The organism is Salegentibacter echinorum, assembly GCF_900129445.1.
GTDB classification, from domain to species: domain Bacteria; phylum Bacteroidota; class Bacteroidia; order Flavobacteriales; family Flavobacteriaceae; genus Salegentibacter; species Salegentibacter echinorum.
Genome location: NZ_FQVT01000008.1, coordinates 70,053 through 88,227 on the forward strand (window position 1 = coordinate 70,053; position 18,175 = coordinate 88,227).

The window sequence follows — 18,175 nt, forward strand, 5'->3', positions numbered from 1 at the left end:
ACTCTGCCATATCTAGTAAATAAAAAACCTCACAATCCCGATAGTTGTATTCGAGACTGTGAGGTCTATATTTTAATATTTCTAAGAAAGAATTATTATTCCTCTTCCATTGGTTTCATTTCAAAATCTTCCATGAATTTAGTGGTATAATTCCCTTCAATATAATCTGGGTGTTCCATAAGTTGTCTATGGAAAGGAATAGTAGTTTTTACGCCTTCTATTACAAATTCATCTAAAGCTCGCTTCATTTTATTGATCGCTTCTTCCCTGGTTTGGGCGGTAGTGATCAATTTAGCGATCATAGAGTCGTAATTCGGCGGAATAATATATCCACTATATACGTGGGTGTCTATTCTAATTCCGTGTCCGCCGGGAGCGTGTAAAGTAGTGATTTTTCCCGGGGAAGGCCTAAAGTTGTTAAAAGGGTCTTCAGCATTAATTCGGCATTCTATAGAATGCAACTTCGGGAAATAATTTTTTCCTGAAATTGGCACTCCGGAAGCTACCATTATTTGCTCTCTAATAAGATCATAATCTATCACCTGCTCGGTAATGGGATGCTCTACCTGAATACGGGTATTCATCTCCATAAAATAGAATTTGCGGTGTTTATCAACCAAAAATTCTATAGTTCCCGCACCTTCATATTTAATATACTCGGCAGCTTTCACAGCAGCTTCCCCCATTTCTTTCCGAAGACTATCGGTCATAAATGGAGAAGGAGTTTCCTCGGTTAATTTTTGGTGACGACGTTGCACAGAACAGTCCCGCTCAGAAAGATGACAGGCTTTTCCATTACTATCGCCAACAACTTGTATTTCGATATGGCGTGGCTCTTCAATGAGCTTTTCCATATACATATCATTATTGTCAAAAGCGGCTGCAGACTCCTGCCTTGCGGAATCCCAGGCATTCTGAAGGTCTTCTTCTTTCCAAACCCCACGCATTCCTTTACCACCACCACCGGCAGTAGCTTTAAGCATTACCGGATAGCCAACTTCTTTGGCCAGTTTTTTACACTCGGCAAAATCTTTTATAATTCCCTCAGATCCCGGAACACAAGGTACCCCGGCAGCTTTCATCGTTGCTTTCGCCGTAGCCTTATCCCCCATTTTAGAGATCATTTCTGCTGAAGGGCCTATAAATTTTATACCGTGTTCTCCACAAATCTTAGAAAACTTGGCATTTTCAGAAAGAAATCCGTAGCCCGGGTGAATAGCGTCTGCATCGGTAATTTCTGCGGCAGCAATAATATTTGAGATTTTTAGATAAGACAGGTTACTTGGCGGTGGGCCAATGCAAACAGCTTCATCGGCAAACATCACGTGTAAACTATCGGCATCTGCCGTAGAATAAACTGCCACAGTGCTTATGCCCATTTCTTTACAGGTACGAATAATGCGCAGTGCAATTTCGCCCCTGTTTGCAATCAATATTTTTTTAAACATACCTATTGTTTTTTTGCCCGGGGAAACCCCCTCAAGATTTTAATCAGAAAAACCTGTTTTACTAGCAATTATCACTTTAAAAAGAAAAGCTAATCTAAAAGTTATGGTTTTTCAAAAAAACTTTAGCTAAATGGGCGGTAATTTATGATGGATCTACTAAAAATAATGGCTGATCGAATTCTACCGGGGAAGAATCGTCAACAAGTACTTTTACTATTTTCCCTGAAACTTCACTCTCAATTTCATTAAAGAGTTTCATTGCTTCAATGATACATAGTACATCCCCTTCTTTAATAGTATCTCCAACTTCAGCAAAAATTGGTTTATCTGGAGAAGGTTTACGATAAAAGGTCCCTATTATAGGTGATTTTACCGTGATGTATTTAGAATCATCTTCACCAGCTGAAGCTTTATCCTCTCCTTTATTCTGAGCACCACTATCCTGCGCAGGAGCGGGAGCTTGTTGCTGCGGCTGCTGAGGTTGCTGCATAGGCATAGGCTGTTGCATTTGTCCGCCTACAGGCACTTGATGCACTATCGTTTCTTTTTCGTCTGAACCGGTTTTGATGGTGATTTTAACATCTCCAGTCTCCAGTTTAACCTCACTGGCACCAGATTTGGCTACAAACTTGATTAAATTTTGAATTTCTTTTAAATCCATAGTCTTTGGAATTTATTTTTAAGAATTATATGCCCATTTTAAATAGGTAGCTCCCCAAGTGAAGCCGCCTCCAAATGATGCAAAAATTAAATTATCTCCTTTTTTAAACTGCTTTTCAAAATCGCTAAGCAGCAAAGGCAAGGTAGCCGAAGTGGTATTTCCATAGCGCTGTATATTCATAAGCACTTTTTCATCTTCCAGTCCCATACGGCTTGCGGTAGCACCCACAATACGTTTATTGGCCTGGTGCGCGATCAACCAATTTACATCTTCATTGGTTAAATGGTTTCGCTGCATAATTTGTTCACTAACCCCTGCCATATTGGATACCGCAAATTTAAATACGGTTTTCCCGTCCTGCCTCACATAATGAAGTTTTTTAGCTACTGTTTCTTCGCTAGGCGGCAACAACGAGCCACCTGCAGCAATATTTAAGCTTTTTCTTCCTATAGAATCACTGCGTAAAATTTCATCCTGTAATCCTAAACCTTCATCATTAGGTTCCATAAGTACCGCTCCTGCCCCATCACCAAAAATTATACAGGTAGTCCTATCGGTATAATCAATGATGGACGACATTTTATCGGCGCCAATCACCAATACTTTCTTATAGCGGCCGGCTTCTATATAAGCTGAACCCGTGGACATGGCGTATAAAAATCCCGAACAGGCTGCTTGTAGATCATAAGCAAATGCATTAACAGCACCAATACTTGTAGCAACATGTACTGCGGTAGCAGCAACAGGCATATCGGGAGTTACAGATGCCAGGATCACCAAATCAATTTCTTTGGGATCGAGATTAGATTTTTCAATTAAATTTTGTGCTGCTTGAATTCCTAAATATGATGTACCCTTATCTGGGTCTTTAAGTATGCGGCGTTCTTTAATTCCGGTTCTGCTGGTGATCCATTCATCGTTGGTCTCCACCATTTTTTCCAACTGTTTGTTGGTTAACACCTCCTCAGGTACATAAGCACCCACAGCGGTAATAGCTGCTGTGATTCTATTCATACATTTGACATTTAAACCCCTCTGTACTACTATTTTGCACAGAAAATTTGAAGAAAATTACTAATTTTTCTATTAACAGGGGTGCAAATTAAGTTCTTTTTAGCACTTATTCAACTTAAAACAAAAAACTCCCACATGGTGAGAGTTTTTTTATGATATGTTAGCGCCTAAATTAATTAAGCTTCTATTTCTTCTGTATTGTCAATTAAAACCTGCCCGCGGTAATATAATTTACCTTCATGCCAGTGTGCTCTATGATACAGATGTGCTTCTCCTGTAGTAGGATCTGTAGCTATTTTTGGTACAGAAGCTTTATAATGTGTCCTTCTTTTATCTCTTCTGGTTTTAGAAGTTTTTCTTTTTGGATGTGCCATGGCTTGCTATTATTTATCTTTTAATAAGTTTTTTAATTTATCCCAACGAGGATCTGTTTCATCCTCCTTTTTATTCTCGTTATTTGTAATGCTTAATTCCTCAAGTTTATCGAGTACTTCTGAGTCTAAGGTGCCATCTTCCACCCCGGGATGAACCCTTTTTAATGGGATAGACAATACGATAAGCTCATAAATATATTGTTGAACATTGATTTCGAATTCCCCGTGTGGCAGAATAAGCAAATCTTCATTATCGTCATTATATTCTTCGCCAAATTTAACTACCAAAAATAAACTGCCATCAATAGGTTGATCATAAGGCTCGTTTGTGACATCACAATTTACATTTACAAAGCCAGAAGCTTTAAATGTAAACTCCATCATGGTAGTCTTTTTTTCAAGACACAAATCTACTTTTACATTTGTATCATTTAACTCGTCATACTCAAAATGCTCAAAGAACTCATTATCAATTTCGTATTCAAACTGGTGCTTTCCCAGCTTTAAACCCACGAAAGGGATTGTAAACGCTGCTAAATTCCTCATCTCATCATCAGTTTCTTGCCCGGGCCGCTTCGGCTTAGGCGGGTGCAAAGATATAAAAATTAATAAATCCAAGGCCTCTTATAAACAATTTTTTGTTTATATCTTTTTTCCTTGCTTTTTTAAGGGATTGCGGGTTAGCTCTTTATACTCTTCCCTGCAATTAAAAATCTCGATAGCGCGAAAAACAGCCTCCTTAAAAGAATTGATATTTGCTGAATTTGTGCCGGCAATTTCAAAAGCCGTACCGTGATCTGGCGAAGTGCGCACCTTGCTTAACCCAGCCGTAAAATTCACACCATTGCCAAAAGAAAGGGTTTTAAAGGGAATTAAACCCTGGTCGTGATAGGAAGCCACAATTGCATCAAAGTTTACATAATTTTTTGTACCGAAAAAACTATCGGCCGAGAATGGTCCAAACACAAGATCTCCCTTATCCCGTAATTCCTGAAGGGTTGGTTTTAATGTATTTTCATCTTCTTTTCCAATCACGCCCTGGTCGCCACTATGCGGATTAATTCCTAATACCGCAATTTTAGGCTTTTGGATTCTAAAATCCTGTTTTAAAGTATGCTGAATAATTTCTAACTTCTTTTTAATTAACTCTGGCGTGATCGTACTGGCAATGTCTTTAAGCGCTACATGGTCTGTAAACAAACCAATTTTAAGCGTATCGGTGATCATAAACATAAGACTCTCACCCTCAAGTTCTTTCGCCAGGTAGTCGGTATGGCCGGGGAAATTAAAATCGGCACTTTGTATGCTGTGCTTATGAATGGGAGCGGTTACCAGGACATCTATTTCATCTTTTTTTAAAGCCTGGGTGGCTGCCTGTAAAGATTTAAAAGCATATTCCCCAATTTTTGCATCTTCTTCCCCAAACTTTATATTCACACCTTCTTTCCAAACGTTCATCACATTAATTTTACCATCTATAGCTTTAGAAGGGTGATCTATACCTTGAAAATTTAATGATAATTTATAGTGTTTTTTTAGAAAGGTAATCACTTTGGCCGAGGCAAAAATTACCGGGGTACAAAAATCGAGCATTCGGGAGTCATCAAAGGTTTTTAAGGCAATTTCACTGCCAATCCCATTTAAATCCCCTATACTTATCCCTAACTTCACTTTTTTCGCCTGCTTCATCTGTTTATTTTATTATATTTTCTGCGATTTTTCGCTTTTTGGCCTAATTTAAAAAATCTATCGGAATTAATTAAGATAGTCCCTTAAAAGCTTCGGGCAAAACTACCGTGGTTTCTTTTAATAATTAAGAAAGATTGAGTTTAATATTTTTTGAGGAATAAACTTTGTTTGTTTCCGAAGAAAGCAAAAAGACAATCGGCATTTAAAATGAAGTTATTGCTGATTTTTAAACAAAATTCTATAGTTTGGAAAATAACCGATACTGTGCCAGCATTTTATCTTTAATCCAATTTAAACATAGGCACGATTAACTTCGTTTATTTATTTCTATTTTTGCAATAGAAATTTAGATCAATAACGGCTATGTTCACAGGTATAATTGAAGAAATAGGAAAGGTCAATAAAGTAGAAAAGCAAGCGGGGAATATGCATTTTAGCATTGAAGCAAAAATGACACCCGAGTTGAAAATTGATCAAAGTGTTTCCCACAACGGTGTTTGCCTAACTGTAGTATCCCTACAGGAAGACACCTACACTGTTACCGCGGTAGCCGAAACACTGCAAAAAACAAACTTAAAAAATTTAAAAGAAGGAGCCCCAGTAAACCTGGAGCGCGGTATGAAGCTTGGTGATAGGCTAGACGGGCACATTGTACAGGGGCACGTAGATCAAACTGCGGTCTGTGAAAAAGTTCAGGAAAAAGACGGAAGTTGGGAATTTACTTTCAGCTATGATCCTATCCTGCAGAATATAACGATAGAAAAAGGCTCTATTACGGTGAATGGCGTTAGTTTGACTGTGGTAAATTCCAAAGCAAACGAATTTAGCGTCGCTATTATTCCTTACACTTACAAGCACACAAATTTCAAATCCCTGAAAGAAGGAGACGTAGTTAACTTAGAGTTTGATGTAATAGGAAAATATGTACAACGTATCCAGGAATTGGGATAGATGCGGAATATGTGATTCTTTACTATTATTTTCAGTTCTCGGATTACATTACTCCCCCATCTGCTGAATCATTACATTTACATTCATATAATGTTTGCGTCAGTTGATGGTTCAAATATCGAATCAATGGTTTAACGAATCGTATTAACAAACCACCTCATCAAGAAACACTTTCTGCATATTAAACTGAATAATTATTGAGATAATAATGGTTTGATTTACGTGTTTATTCCTTGCTTTTCAAGTGGTAAATTCCCAGTCCCAGGCCAGCCGCAATTAAAGTTGAAATTCCAAAATCTATAGGCAGACCCGGTGGAGGGGGACCTCCTTGTGCAACAAGCATGTCTGGTGGTGGCGGATTTTTCTTATCCTGGGCTATTAATAAAAAAGGAGCCACCACAAGAAACAGAATCAATATTATCTTCTTTACCTCAACTTTCATCACCCGCAATGTAATACATTAAAATTTTTCTCCAAATAACGAGATTTACATTGTATAATATTAATCAACTTGCTTTAGAAACTTTACAACTTCATTTCAGGGATATCGCCTTCCACAATCAGTTTCCCTTCGGTAGCTTCCGTAATTTCCTCTACACTTACCCCGGGGGCGCGTTCCAATAGTTTGAAACCTTCTTTAGTCACCTCAATCACGGCAAGGTTGGTCACGATTTTAGTTACACAAGCTACCCCGGTTAAAGGCAGGGTACATTTTTTAAGCAACTTCGATTTTCCGGCTTTATTGGTGTGCATCATCGCAACGATAATATTTTCGGCACTGGCTACAAGATCCATCGCACCGCCCATACCTTTTACCATTTTTCCGGGGATTTTCCAATTGGCAATATCGCCGTTTTCAGCAACCTCCATAGCCCCTAAAATAGTAAGATCTACGTGTTGCCCGCGAATCATCCCAAAGCTTAAAGCCGAATCGAAAAAACTCGCTCCCGGCAAGGCGGTAATGGTTTGTTTTCCCGCATTAATTAGATCGGCGTCTTCTTCACCTTCCAGAGGAAAAGGTCCCATTCCCAGGATTCCGTTCTCGCTTTGAAATTCTACTTCTATATCGTCGCGCACAAAATTGGCCACCAGGGTTGGAATCCCAATTCCCAGGTTTACATAATATCCGTCTTTAACCTCTTTGGCTATACGTTGTGCTATTCCGTTTTTGTCTAACATAACTCAATTTGAAAATTAGTTAATTTGAAAATTTGAAAATGAGTCCTATCGCGTTTTGGATGAACTTATAATTTTTGATGTTATTCTAATAATTGATGTCAATTCTAAGAAAAGCTGTTTATCTGGAGTAGGATAATGTTTGGATGCTTCACAAAGTTTCAGCCAATACGTTGTCTCATCCGCTTCTTTTGCAGATATTTTGAATTTATGAATAAAATCGGCAGTGCTTTCAGCATTTTGAGCCTCCCATACATTGGCTCCTATTGAAGTTCCGCTTTTAAAAAGCTGAGAGCACATTTCATACTTATGCCGTGATCTTAATTCTTCTGAATAATCAATGATTTGTAATGCAAAATCGAAGGTCTTACCAACTATTATATTCTCTTTGTCATTTCTCATAATAAAATATTTAAATTTTTATTAATGTACATTCAGAATTTTACTTAGGATCATATTCGCAAATTAAACCCTGAAGTTTTACAAAACAAGAGTCCCTGCAAGTGCTCCCAATCTTCAAATTATCACATCATCAAATCTTCAAATTATTTTTTCCGCACTGTTCTCTTCTCTATTCTTTTTTCGTAATCTTTTCCTTCAAAAATGCGTTGTACAAAAATCCCGGGGATGTGGATTTGGTTGGGGTCTAATTCGCCGGGTTCAACCAGTTCTTCTACTTCAGCAACGGTGACTTTTGCGGCACCACACATAAGCGGATTAAAATTACGGGCAGTACCTTTAAAGATTAGGTTACCAGCTTTATCACCCTTCCAGGCCTTTACAAAAGCGAAATCGGCTTTAAAGGCTTTTTCCAGTACATACATTTTTCCGTCGAATTCCCGGGTTTCTTTAAACTGGGAAACTTCGGTACCATATCCTGCTGGGGTGTACATCGCCGGATAACCCTGTTGGGCAGCCTGGCAGCGAGCCGCCAAAGTTCCCTGCGGAATAAGCTCTACCTCCAGCTCTTCGCTTAACATCTGGCTCTCAAATTCGTCGTTCTCCCCAACATAAGAAGAGATCATTTTATCGATTTGTTTCTTTTTAAGCAAACGTCCCAGGCCAAAGTCATCTACCCCGGCGTTATTGGAAATACAGGTAAGTTTTTTTACGTTGAGATGAACCAGTTCTGAGATGGCATTCTCTGGGATACCACTGAGCCCAAAACCACCCAGCATAAAAGTCATGCCGTCCTCTACGCCTTGCAAGGCATCCTTAACATTTGCTACGGTTTTTCTAATCATCGGTATATAATTTTACCGAAAAATACGAAAATAAAAACCTTACACCAATGCTTTTTGCGCTATTGGTTATACTTTTCTAAAAATAAAGGCTTGTTTATTCCTAAATCCTAAAAATCCAGTTCGTCTGGCACACTATTGTCTTCCGAAGTACTATCGGTCTCAGTTTCGTCGCAGTTTACACGTATGGAAAGGTTATCTGGTCTTGGAAACTCTCCATCTGAGATCTCCAGGTCTTCATCTGCATACAGATCTTTCATATACATTCCCCAAATTGGCAAAGCCATAGTCGCTCCCTGCCCGTAAGTTAAGTTGGGAAAATGCACGGCGCGATCTTCAGCGCCAACCCAAACCCCGGTAACTAAATTGGGCACCATTCCCATAAACCAGCCGTCACTTTGGTTTTGGGTAGTTCCGGTTTTTCCGGCTATAGGATTTTTAAAATCATAGGGATAACCGGTAACTCCCCGCTTATAATGCGTAAAGTCTTTGGCATAAGTTCCTCTTAATCTCACACCAGAACCATTTCTGGTCACTCCTTCCAAAAGGTTTACCGTCACATAAGCTGCTTCCTTATTCATGACATCCCGGGCTTTTGGGATATGTTGGTAGAGCACGGTACCGTTTTTATCTTCAATACGATTTACAAAAATTGGTTCTATATAAACCCCTTCATTTACAAATGTGCTATAGGCCGAAACCATTTCATAAAGACTCATATCTTCTGTTCCCAATGCAATAGCAGGACCGTTAGAGAAATTTTTAGTATCAACACCAAGTTTACTTACCAGGTCCAAAACGGGGCCAGGCCCGGTTTTATCGATTACCCTGGCGGTAATGGTATTTACAGATTGCGCCAAAGCATTTCTTAAACTGAGCATGCCGGTATATTCCCCACCTGCATTACTTGGAGACCAGTCTTTTGCATTTCCGTATTTACCTTTCTCTATGGTAAATCGGTTTTTTGGCATCATATCACAGGGTGAAAGTTTTAACTGATCGATAGCCGTGGCATACACAAACGGTTTAAAGGTAGAACCTACCTGTCGTTTTCCCTGCTCTACGTGGTCATATTTAAAATGCTTAAAGTTGGTGCCGCCTACCCAGGCTTTTACCTCCCCGGTTTGCGGCGTCATAGACATTAAACCAGCTTGTAAGAAACCTTTATAATAAAAAATAGAATCTCTTGGTGTCATCACTGTGTCTTTAATTCCATCCCAACTAAAAACACGCATTTTAGCCTCCTTATCAAAAGAAGCGATAATTTCTTCTTCGTCTATTCCTTTATTTGCCATTTGCTTCCAGCGCACAGAACGGCGCATAGCACTGTTTATAATCGCGCTAACCTGGTCTTTATTAATATCTCTAAAAGGTGCTGTTTTATTGTTCTTATTTTGGCGATCGAACTCCTTCTGAAGATGGGAAATATGTCTTTCTACCGCAGATTCGGCATATTGTTGCATTTTAGAATCGAGGGTCGTGTAAATTTTTAAGCCGTCACGATAGAGACTGTAGTTTGAACCATCGGGTTTGGGGTTTTTCTCAATCCAATCTTGCATAAAACCTTGTAGGTACACCCTAAAATAGGTTGCCATTCCTTCATCGTGACCTTCTGGAGAAAAATCGAGGTTTAATGGCAACTGCTGAAGCGAGTCTTCTTCTCTTTCAGAAATATATCCGTTTTTACGCATTTGCACAAACACCTGGTTTCTTCGTTGCTTAACCAGTACCGGTCTTCGCACAGGATTGTAAAGTGCCGCATTCTTTAGCATCGCCACTAAAACTGCAGATTCTTCTATACTCAGGTTTTTAGCTTCTTTTCCGAAGTAAATTTTAGAAGCAGAACGAATGCCTACGGCCTGATATACAAAGTCGTATTTATTGAAATACATGGTGATAATTTCCTCCTTTGTATATTGTCTTTCCAGGCGGGTAGCGATCACCCATTCCTTTATCTTTTGCATGATGCGGGCAAACGTGTTATTTGCTACATCTTCGGTAAATAATAATTTAGAAAGCTGTTGGGTAATAGTACTGGCACCGCCGCGAGTACCAAGGTAAACGGCAGCTCTTAAAGTACCTTTGGCATCTATCCCGGCATGTTTATAAAAGCGCTCATCTTCGGTAGCTACCAGGGCTTCTACCAAATGATCTGGCAGGTCTTCATATTTTATGGGAGTTCGGTTTTCGCTGTAATATTTCCCTATAGTTTCCCCATCTGAAGAAAAAATCTCTGTCGCCAGGTTGGTTTCAGGGTTTTCCAGCTCTTCAAATTCGGGCATTTTCCCAAACGCACCCCAACTTGCCAGGAGAAAAACTAAAACAACCGCTAGTAATCCTATTCCAAATAACGCCCAAAACCCTATAATATATGGTCTTTTGCTGGGTTTAGACTTTTGTTTCTTCTTTTGCTTTTGAGCCATTTATATACTTATTGCAGGTTTTTTTCTATTCTAAAACCTATATGGGTAATTCCTTCTAAATTTTTAATGCCATTTACCGCATCGTTTTTACGCATTGCCTGCTTAATTTTTATACGATACCTACCGGGCTCTGTAAACTTCACTTTTTCTTTATACCAAAGTTTGCTTTCTTTTACATCACCAAAACCCGTACCAAGCCAGGTGCCATTTGGAGCTGCCATTTTATATTCCAGGGTATCGGTCACTACTTTTCCCTGCGGAAATTGCATCTCGGTAATCAAAAAAAGATTACTATACTTATAATCTTTATTGTTGCGAACATTAATAAACAGGTTGTAACTCTTTAAAGAGTCTAATTTTTCTGGTTTAAAAACGTAACTGGAATCTTTATTCCAGCCGTCTGAAACCGCTTTATACTCATCGTACACCCGTTTTTTATCGCAAGAAACAAAAAGACTAAAAAAAGCTATTAGGGTTAGATAAATAAAAGGTCTATCCATTTTTAGAAGATTTTCCTTTGGGTTTTCTTCTTCGCTTAGACTTTTGTTTGCTATGTCGCTTTCTTGGTTTATCAAATCGCGTTAAGCTGTCCTGGCCAACTACATTATTAAAGTCTGGTCTTTCTTCTTCCTCTGTTTGTATTTGTGCCTCAAATTCTTCCAGGCTACCTACACTTTCTTTCTTGCGGTTAGACGAAATGATTTTATTGGCCTGCTCTGCAGTAATTTTATGCCAGTTCATCCATTCCCCTTCATAGGCATACCAAAGTTCACCTTTAAAAATATCTATTTTTTGACAAACTGCTGTCCCTTTTTTGGTATGAAGCTTAGTATCTGTTCGCGGAAAACTTTTTAAAGCTTCCAGGTAAGAATCGAGTTCATAGTTAAGGCAACATTTTAATTTACCGCATTGTCCCGCCAATTTCTGCGGATTTAAGGACAACTGTTGATACCGCGCTGCCGAGGTACTTACCGACCTAAAATCTGTAAGCCAGGTAGAGCAGCACAATTCGCGCCCACAAGAACCAATTCCACCAAGACGTGAAGCTTCCTGGCGCAAGCCAATTTGCCGCATCTCTATGCGAGTGTTAAATTCCCGGGCAAATTCTTTAATTAATTGCCTAAAATCCACCCTATCATCGGCGGTATAATAAAAAGTAGCTTTGGAAGCATCTCCCTGAAATTCCACATCGCTAATCTTCATACTCAGGTTGAGCTTAATGGCAAGTTCACGTGCACGTTTTTTAATAGGTTCTTCGCGCTCTCTTACCTTTTCCCAAACATCTATATCTTTTTGGGTCGCTTTTCTATATATTTTGAGTACATCTTCACTATCGGGTTTTACCTTTTTCTTCTTCATTTGCACCCTTACCAATTCCCCCGTAAGGCTCACCATACCCACATCGTGACCGGGTGACGCCTCAGTAGCGACCACATCACCCATGCTAAGACTTAGATTCTCGGTGTTTTTAAAGAAATGTTTCCTGCCGTTTTTAAAACGTACCTCCACACAATTAAAAGGAGCTACCCCATTGGGCAGCGACATATTTGACAACCAATCGAACACCGTGAGTTTATTACACCCATCTGTTCCGCAGGTTCCGTTATTTTTACATCCTTTTGGCTGACCATCTTTGGTTGAGCAACTGCTACAAGCCATAAATTATATATATTGTAAGTCTTGTAATTCTATGTTACAGACTTTTAGATTAGTAATTAAATGCTGAAAAAAGCAGCGTTTTTTGCAATGAGTAAACGAACATAAATAGTCCTTCCACTTTGCATTAAAGCCTACTCTTTCAAAAAATCAAGACCGATAATAATAAATCGAATCCATTTTGTTCTATTGAGTAAATATACCAATATTAACCCAGAATAATCACGAGATTAATCTCAATGCTCTACAGCGACTAAGTTTTACCAACATTTTTTATACTCAAAAATTGGTACAACTAAGTCGGGGTTAACCGCCGAGACACTATTTGTCACATCGATTTATAAATAATGGCGGTTAATTGACACCTACTTTAATAGAACGTGTTGTGCTCATTTAAATTTCATTAAGCATTTCCAAAATCCCTAAGTTATTTAGTAATTTTTTGAATCTCCATATTCCATAAAGTAACAAAAAACTATTGATCGAGATATTTCTGAACAATTAAAAAGATAAACAAATTCGCTGTTAACTCTTATATTTTAAAACTTTAGAGCGGCCTTTTTTAAATATTTTATTGCTGTTTCCTTTCCCTTTACGCAAAGCTTTTTGCTCGCGGTAAGGTAATGCTGCAATATCCATACAACTCGTGGAGCAGCAATTATTCATTTTTTCAGCACATGCTGAACATTGAATAAACAACAAATGACAAGCTTCGTTTGCGCAGTTCACATGCGTATCACAAGGTTTACCACACTGGTGACAATGTGCTATAACTTCTTCTGAAATTCGCTCTGACCTTCTATGGTCAAAAACAAAATTCTTACCAATAAACTTATTTTCCAGCTTCTGTTTTTCAACCTGCCGGGCATACTCAATAATCCCACCTTCCAGTTGATAAACATTCTTAAATCCCCGATGTTTGTAATAGGCACTGGCTTTTTCACAACGAATGCCACCTGTACAATACATCACCAGGTTTTTATCCTCTTTATGTTCTTTAAGATCCTCTTCAATAATTGGCAAAGAATCTCTAAAGGTATCAACATCTGGTGTCACCGCGCCCTTAAAATGACCAATTTCACTTTCGTAATGGTTTCTCATATCTACCAAAACGGTATTGGGATCGCTAATCAACTCATTAAACTTTAAGGCATCAACGTGCACACCTTTATTTGTTACATCAAAAGTATCATCATTAAGCCCATCAGAAACTATTTTTTTACGAACTTTTACCTTTAACTTTAAAAAAGCCTTGGCATCGTGTTCTATGGCAATATTTAATCTTACGCCTTTTAGAAAATAAATTTCATCAATAAAACTCTTAAATTCCTCAAAGCGTTTCGCCGGCACCGAAAGTTGTGCATTTATGCCCTCGTGAGCTACATAAATACGTCCCAAAACTTCCATTTGGTCCCAGGCCAGGAAAAGGTGGTTTCTGAATAAATGCGGATTGCCAATTTTGGCATAAGCATAGAATGAAAGGGTTAAGCGGTCTTCTCCCGCTTCGTCTATGAGCGCTGCCCTTTCTTTAGCGCTTAATTTATTGTACAGTTGCATGCTATACTAATTATTAAGGTTAAGGTCCTTGTTTAAGTAAACCATCCTGTAATTCTTTTTAGCCTTGCTTAAGGTTTTTAAAAGCCGGTAAAAAAGATCCAGCACTTTGGTTATCCCAGGCTACAAAATATATTAAGAACAGAATTGAGTCAATCTTAAACAAGCTCTAAAGATTTTTGCAAAGGTACATTTTAAATTTCAAGCTGAAAAAAAGGTTCAAGGTTCTATTCACCGCATCGTTCTTCATCCTCCTTGCCAATATAACAGCTACTTTTGTAATATTGCAACCAGCAGGTCCGAACCAAGATGAATTGATGATTAAGCATAGAAAAAATAAAAAACCCTGGCCCACAAAAGATGCGATGGTACAGGTTTATGAAAAGAATTTATGGGGTGGCAATCAATCTGAATTTTACTCTGGTGATGGTTCGCACTATCCAGCTCTGGTTGCCCCATACCTTGCAGTTGTATCGAAATTCTTCACTTCTTTTAAAGCTTCTCCGGTAGTTTGTGATTTGGGTTGCGGCGATTTTAATATTGGCAAAGAATTGGTAAAATATACCAAAAAATACTCTGCCGTAGATATAGTTCCACGACTAATTGAACATCACAAAAATAATTTTAGCGCGGAGAATTTAGAATTTCATTGCCTAAATATCGCTACAGATAATGTACCACCCGGTGATTGCGCTATACTGCGACAGGTTTTACAACATTTATCGAATGCTGAAATCGCTAAAGTAGCAGAAAAACTAAATTATTATAAATATGTCATCTTAACCGAACACGTTCCCCAAGGCGATTTCACTCCCAATATAGACATCATTTCGGGACAGGGAATTAGGTTAAAAAAGAACAGCGGGGTAAACCTCTTAGCAGCACCATTTAATTTTAAGGTTAAAGAAGAGCGCCATTTAGTTTCGCTTGTTCCAGAAAACAAGAAAGGAGTTATAGTGACTATGCTTTACCAGGTTTTCTAAAGAACAATTACCTCTGCCACGAAGACTGCAAAGCTCTATGAAAACATCGAATAAGATTATCATTTTGTATCAGTGGATTTCTGTTTTCGTAACAAATTTTTGATTCTTTCGTTATTGTCTTAACCTTCGAATCCGCTCAAATGGACATAAGAAAAATTGAAAGATGAAATCGAAAAACCACCCCGCCCTATTTATTTGGCTCCAATCTCCCTTCTATTTCTCACGCCATACAAATTCGCCGTTTTCTACACTCCAATCGTTTCCAAAAAAGCCACTACCTATCACTCCGTCAATACCTTTTTTCATCATATTCTCATCAAAAACCATCAAATCTGGAAAGGTGGTGCCGTTTACCAGGTAATCATTTGCATAAGCAGCGTGCATTCCTTTTTCTCCGGTAGCCGTCACCACCCCAATACTGGCAAAATCGCTATCACTTCTGGGCACTATAAAATAAGCTCCATAATTATCCCCATTTAAGGTTTTCTCACCAACCGTTATTTTTCCGTTTCGAACCTGTACTGGACTATCTTTTAGTAATTTTCGCCAGGCGGCATTATTACTTCTATTTCCATATAAAATCACATTTTGATCGCGGTAATCCTTAGGATTGAAATCGGTATCTTTTATAAGCGCGATGTTCCCGTTGGCCCGATATCCAAACTTTTCGGCATCAAATTTAGCACGGTTATAATACCATTCATCTTCCTCTTTATCACCTCGGGAGGCATAAACAAATACCATATTATGACGAAAAGCATCTTTAAACCCACCATTGCGCTGCGGACTTTTTTCAGAAGCATCAGGTGCAGTGGTAATGAACCACTTTTCACCTTGTTTCTCGAAATATTGCGTGGCATCGGTTTTAATTCCGTCTATAATCTGCTTATCTATTGAAACTGCTGTAGTATCGCCTATCCCCATTTCAGCAAAATCTATTTTTAGCAACGCAACATTATCTGTTAATATCGAAACACTATCTTCGGTCCTGATAAAATCGAATTTACTTATTTCAAAAGCTTTTTCCTGCTGATATATGCTAATAAAATGTGAGCCTTCTGACACACCCGGGGAACCCGTGGTAAAAGATATATCGTCTATATTTTGTGGCTCTTTAATGTGCCGCTGTTTAAAAAATTGAAAAAGCGGTGGCCAATCTACACTGTGGTTTCCATACCAGTGCGTTCCATTGGGGTATTCAAAGTAACTAAAATCTGTATGAAAATGTCCCAGTCGACGACGCATGTCTCTCGCTATAAAGGTTGGTACCACAGCATCTACCTCCCCGTGCAGCACATAAACGCCAAAATGTAAATAATTCTGAATGAGTTTTAATGTACGACTGGGGTTTCCCGTACGTCTTATCAAAGAATCGAGCGCAAAGTCACTTTCGGTAGTTAATCCGGTTTTAGATCGCTTCCAGAGATCGGAAACTGCGCCGTCCTTCAATTGGGCAAACTCCTTAGATTTTATTCCCTTTTTGCGTTTTGTAAAGCTATCCCTATACAGTAACAAATCTGGATAACCGGCCGCCGGTGCTATGGCCGCAAACCTATCGGGATAGGTTGCCCCCAGGTACCAGGTGCCGTGGCCACCCATAGAATGCCCTTGTAAATAGGTATGCTGTGCATCGGTTTTATATAAATTTTCGGCGTGGTTTAACACTTCCAAAGCATCCAAACGGCCCCAGTCTTCCCAGGCAAAACCGAAAGGTCGTCTATTTGTTGGCGCTACCAGGTGCCCCCAGTCTTTTTGCTCGTAGGCTGCAGCTTGATTTACCGCTTCTACAGATGCCCCGTGCACCGAAAGAAACATTGCCTGCCCGGCCTTGTCTTTAGTGAGAGAAGGTGCTACGCTATAATATTGCACGCTACCATCAATATCACTAATAAAAGTCTTTTTATGATGTTTATATTTAGATTTTACACCAATTTGAACCGTATCTACATCCAGCACTTTACCCCTGTTATTTTTAAGGCGTAAAATCATTTGAGCTTCTTTCTCATCTTTATTATTCGGAGCAGGAATGGTAAAAGGGATTTTACGCACATAAAGCTGTGAGATCTCAGGAAGTTTGGTACTGGTTTTCACCTCATCAATCTCAACCTCCAGGCTAAGGTTTTTTATATTTTCTTCTGAAGCATTTACAATTCTAACGCCACCCTTTAGTTCCTTTTGCTCTTCTTTTAAAATATCGGGAAGGGTCATATCGCGGGTAGTGATTTGCACCGGAGCTTTAGTTTCCAGTAACCGGGCGCGCATTCGATTAAAGCGACCGCCTTCCAGCAGAAACCAATTGGTACCAGCCTTTAATTTCACGGGAATCAAACTATAGCCAAAATCATAATAATCTCCTTCGTGCGGCACGCCGTTAACAATCGCCATAGTATGTCCTGAAGCTTCAAAAATGATGGTTTTGGCTTTTTCTGCGTTATATTCTAAATAAAGGTATGCGGAACGCAACCCATCTTCCTGAAATTGCCCATCTTCTTTTACATTTACAGCGTTCCATCTTAAGTCCTTAGGCGCACCTTTTAATTCAGCAAGATCATTTTCGGACACATTAAAATTGTCATTTCCTATAGCCTTAGCTAAAACCTCATCGTGTTTTACCGCCAGGGCATTAAAGCGCGGACTTTCAGTTTTAAGCATTAGCCCACTTTTGAAAAGATGCAGCACTTCTCCCTCCTGCACGTCATTTATTTTCTCTTTTCCAAAATATTCAACGATATTTCCCTGTCTATCCTGGGAGTGAGATAAGATTACAAGACAAAAAATTGATAAGAAAGTAAGAAGGTTAGTTTTCATTGCAGATCGCTGTAAAATTAATTACAAAAATAAACATTAATCCAATGAGACAAGCTCGATAAAGCTAACAAAATTGGGGGTTAAAGGAGGTGATGATGTGCTAATATGCTAATGTGGTGATGTGGTGATGTGGTGATGTGGTGATGTGGTGATGTGATGATGTGATGATGTATGATGTACGATGTATGATTCAATAG

General features: G+C 38.9%; 17 protein-coding genes. 2 read left to right on the top strand and 15 right to left on the bottom strand.

From position 1 onward, the window contains the following. Positions 1-95: 95 nt before the first annotated feature. From accC to pdxA, 6 genes are all read right to left on the bottom strand, one after another. A complete protein-coding gene (accC, locus tag BUA71_RS12275; RefSeq protein ID WP_072880196.1) occupies positions 96-1,448 on the bottom strand; it encodes an acetyl-CoA carboxylase biotin carboxylase subunit in 1,353 nt (450 codons plus the stop codon). Between the two features lie 142 nt (positions 1,449-1,590). Continuing rightward, positions 1,591-2,109 (bottom strand): acetyl-CoA carboxylase biotin carboxyl carrier protein, encoded by a 519-nt coding sequence (gene accB, locus BUA71_RS12280; protein WP_072880197.1) that lies wholly within the window; start codon positions 2,107-2,109, stop codon positions 1,591-1,593. An 18-nt stretch (positions 2,110-2,127) separates the two neighbouring features. Beyond that, positions 2,128-3,123: a beta-ketoacyl-ACP synthase III gene (locus BUA71_RS12285; protein WP_072880198.1), complete on the bottom strand. Its 996-nt coding sequence runs from the start codon at positions 3,121-3,123 to the stop codon at positions 2,128-2,130. Positions 3,124-3,299: 176 nt separating this feature from the next. Continuing rightward, positions 3,300-3,497, bottom strand: a complete 198-nt coding sequence (gene rpmF, locus BUA71_RS12290; protein WP_072880199.1) for a 50S ribosomal protein L32 — start codon at positions 3,495-3,497, stop codon at positions 3,300-3,302. Between the two features lie 9 nt (positions 3,498-3,506). Then, the gene (locus BUA71_RS12295) at positions 3,507-4,043 is read right to left on the bottom strand and encodes a YceD family protein (protein WP_072880259.1); all 537 of its coding nucleotides are present in this window, start codon (positions 4,041-4,043) and stop codon (positions 3,507-3,509) included. Positions 4,044-4,139: 96 nt separating this feature from the next. Beyond that, entirely contained in the window at positions 4,140-5,186 is a 1,047-nt protein-coding gene (gene pdxA / locus BUA71_RS12300) for a 4-hydroxythreonine-4-phosphate dehydrogenase PdxA (protein WP_072880200.1), read from the bottom strand. 363 nt (positions 5,187-5,549) lie between these two features. Here pdxA and BUA71_RS12305 point away from each other — a divergent pair, with 363 nt between their 5' ends. Further along, positions 5,550-6,137 carry a riboflavin synthase gene (locus BUA71_RS12305; protein ID WP_072880201.1) on the top strand — a complete coding sequence of 196 codons (588 nt, stop codon included), beginning with the start codon at positions 5,550-5,552 and terminating at the stop codon, positions 6,135-6,137. A 226-nt stretch (positions 6,138-6,363) separates the two neighbouring features. Here BUA71_RS12305 and BUA71_RS12310 read toward each other — a convergent pair whose 3' ends face one another. The 8 genes from BUA71_RS12310 to trhO form a co-directional block, all read right to left on the bottom strand. Beyond that, positions 6,364-6,579 (bottom strand): hypothetical protein, encoded by a 216-nt coding sequence (locus BUA71_RS12310; protein WP_072880202.1) that lies wholly within the window; start codon positions 6,577-6,579, stop codon positions 6,364-6,366. Positions 6,580-6,662: 83 nt separating this feature from the next. Then, entirely contained in the window at positions 6,663-7,316 is a 654-nt protein-coding gene (locus BUA71_RS12315; protein ID WP_072880203.1) for a CoA transferase subunit B, read from the bottom strand. Positions 7,317-7,361: 45 nt separating this feature from the next. Further along, entirely contained in the window at positions 7,362-7,715 is a 354-nt protein-coding gene (locus BUA71_RS12320) for a four helix bundle protein (protein WP_072880204.1), read from the bottom strand. Between the two features lie 143 nt (positions 7,716-7,858). After that, entirely contained in the window at positions 7,859-8,557 is a 699-nt protein-coding gene (locus BUA71_RS12325; RefSeq protein WP_072880206.1) for a CoA transferase subunit A, read from the bottom strand. 107 nt (positions 8,558-8,664) lie between these two features. Next, the gene (locus BUA71_RS12330) at positions 8,665-10,977 is read right to left on the bottom strand and encodes a penicillin-binding protein 1A (protein ID WP_072880208.1); all 2,313 of its coding nucleotides are present in this window, start codon (positions 10,975-10,977) and stop codon (positions 8,665-8,667) included. Between the two features lie 8 nt (positions 10,978-10,985). Then, entirely contained in the window at positions 10,986-11,477 is a 492-nt protein-coding gene (locus BUA71_RS12335) for a gliding motility lipoprotein GldH (protein ID WP_072880210.1), read from the bottom strand. After that, complete coding sequence (locus BUA71_RS12340; protein ID WP_072880212.1) at positions 11,470-12,636, bottom strand: PSP1 domain-containing protein; 1,167 nt, start codon at positions 12,634-12,636, stop codon at positions 11,470-11,472. Before BUA71_RS12340 ends, BUA71_RS12335 begins: the two co-directional genes overlap by 8 nt. Before the next feature lie 522 nt (positions 12,637-13,158). After that, a complete protein-coding gene (trhO, locus tag BUA71_RS12345) occupies positions 13,159-14,190 on the bottom strand; it encodes an oxygen-dependent tRNA uridine(34) hydroxylase TrhO (RefSeq protein ID WP_072880214.1) in 1,032 nt (343 codons plus the stop codon). A 314-nt stretch (positions 14,191-14,504) separates the two neighbouring features. Here trhO and BUA71_RS12350 point away from each other — a divergent pair, with 314 nt between their 5' ends. Further along, the gene (locus BUA71_RS12350; protein WP_072880261.1) at positions 14,505-15,170 is read left to right on the top strand and encodes a class I SAM-dependent methyltransferase; all 666 of its coding nucleotides are present in this window, start codon (positions 14,505-14,507) and stop codon (positions 15,168-15,170) included. A gap of 213 nt (positions 15,171-15,383) precedes the next feature. On the opposite strand, the gene BUA71_RS12355 is transcribed toward BUA71_RS12350, so the two are convergent. After that, positions 15,384-17,978: an alpha/beta hydrolase-fold protein gene (locus BUA71_RS12355; RefSeq protein ID WP_072880216.1), complete on the bottom strand. Its 2,595-nt coding sequence runs from the start codon at positions 17,976-17,978 to the stop codon at positions 15,384-15,386. Positions 17,979-18,175 lie beyond the last annotated feature (197 nt).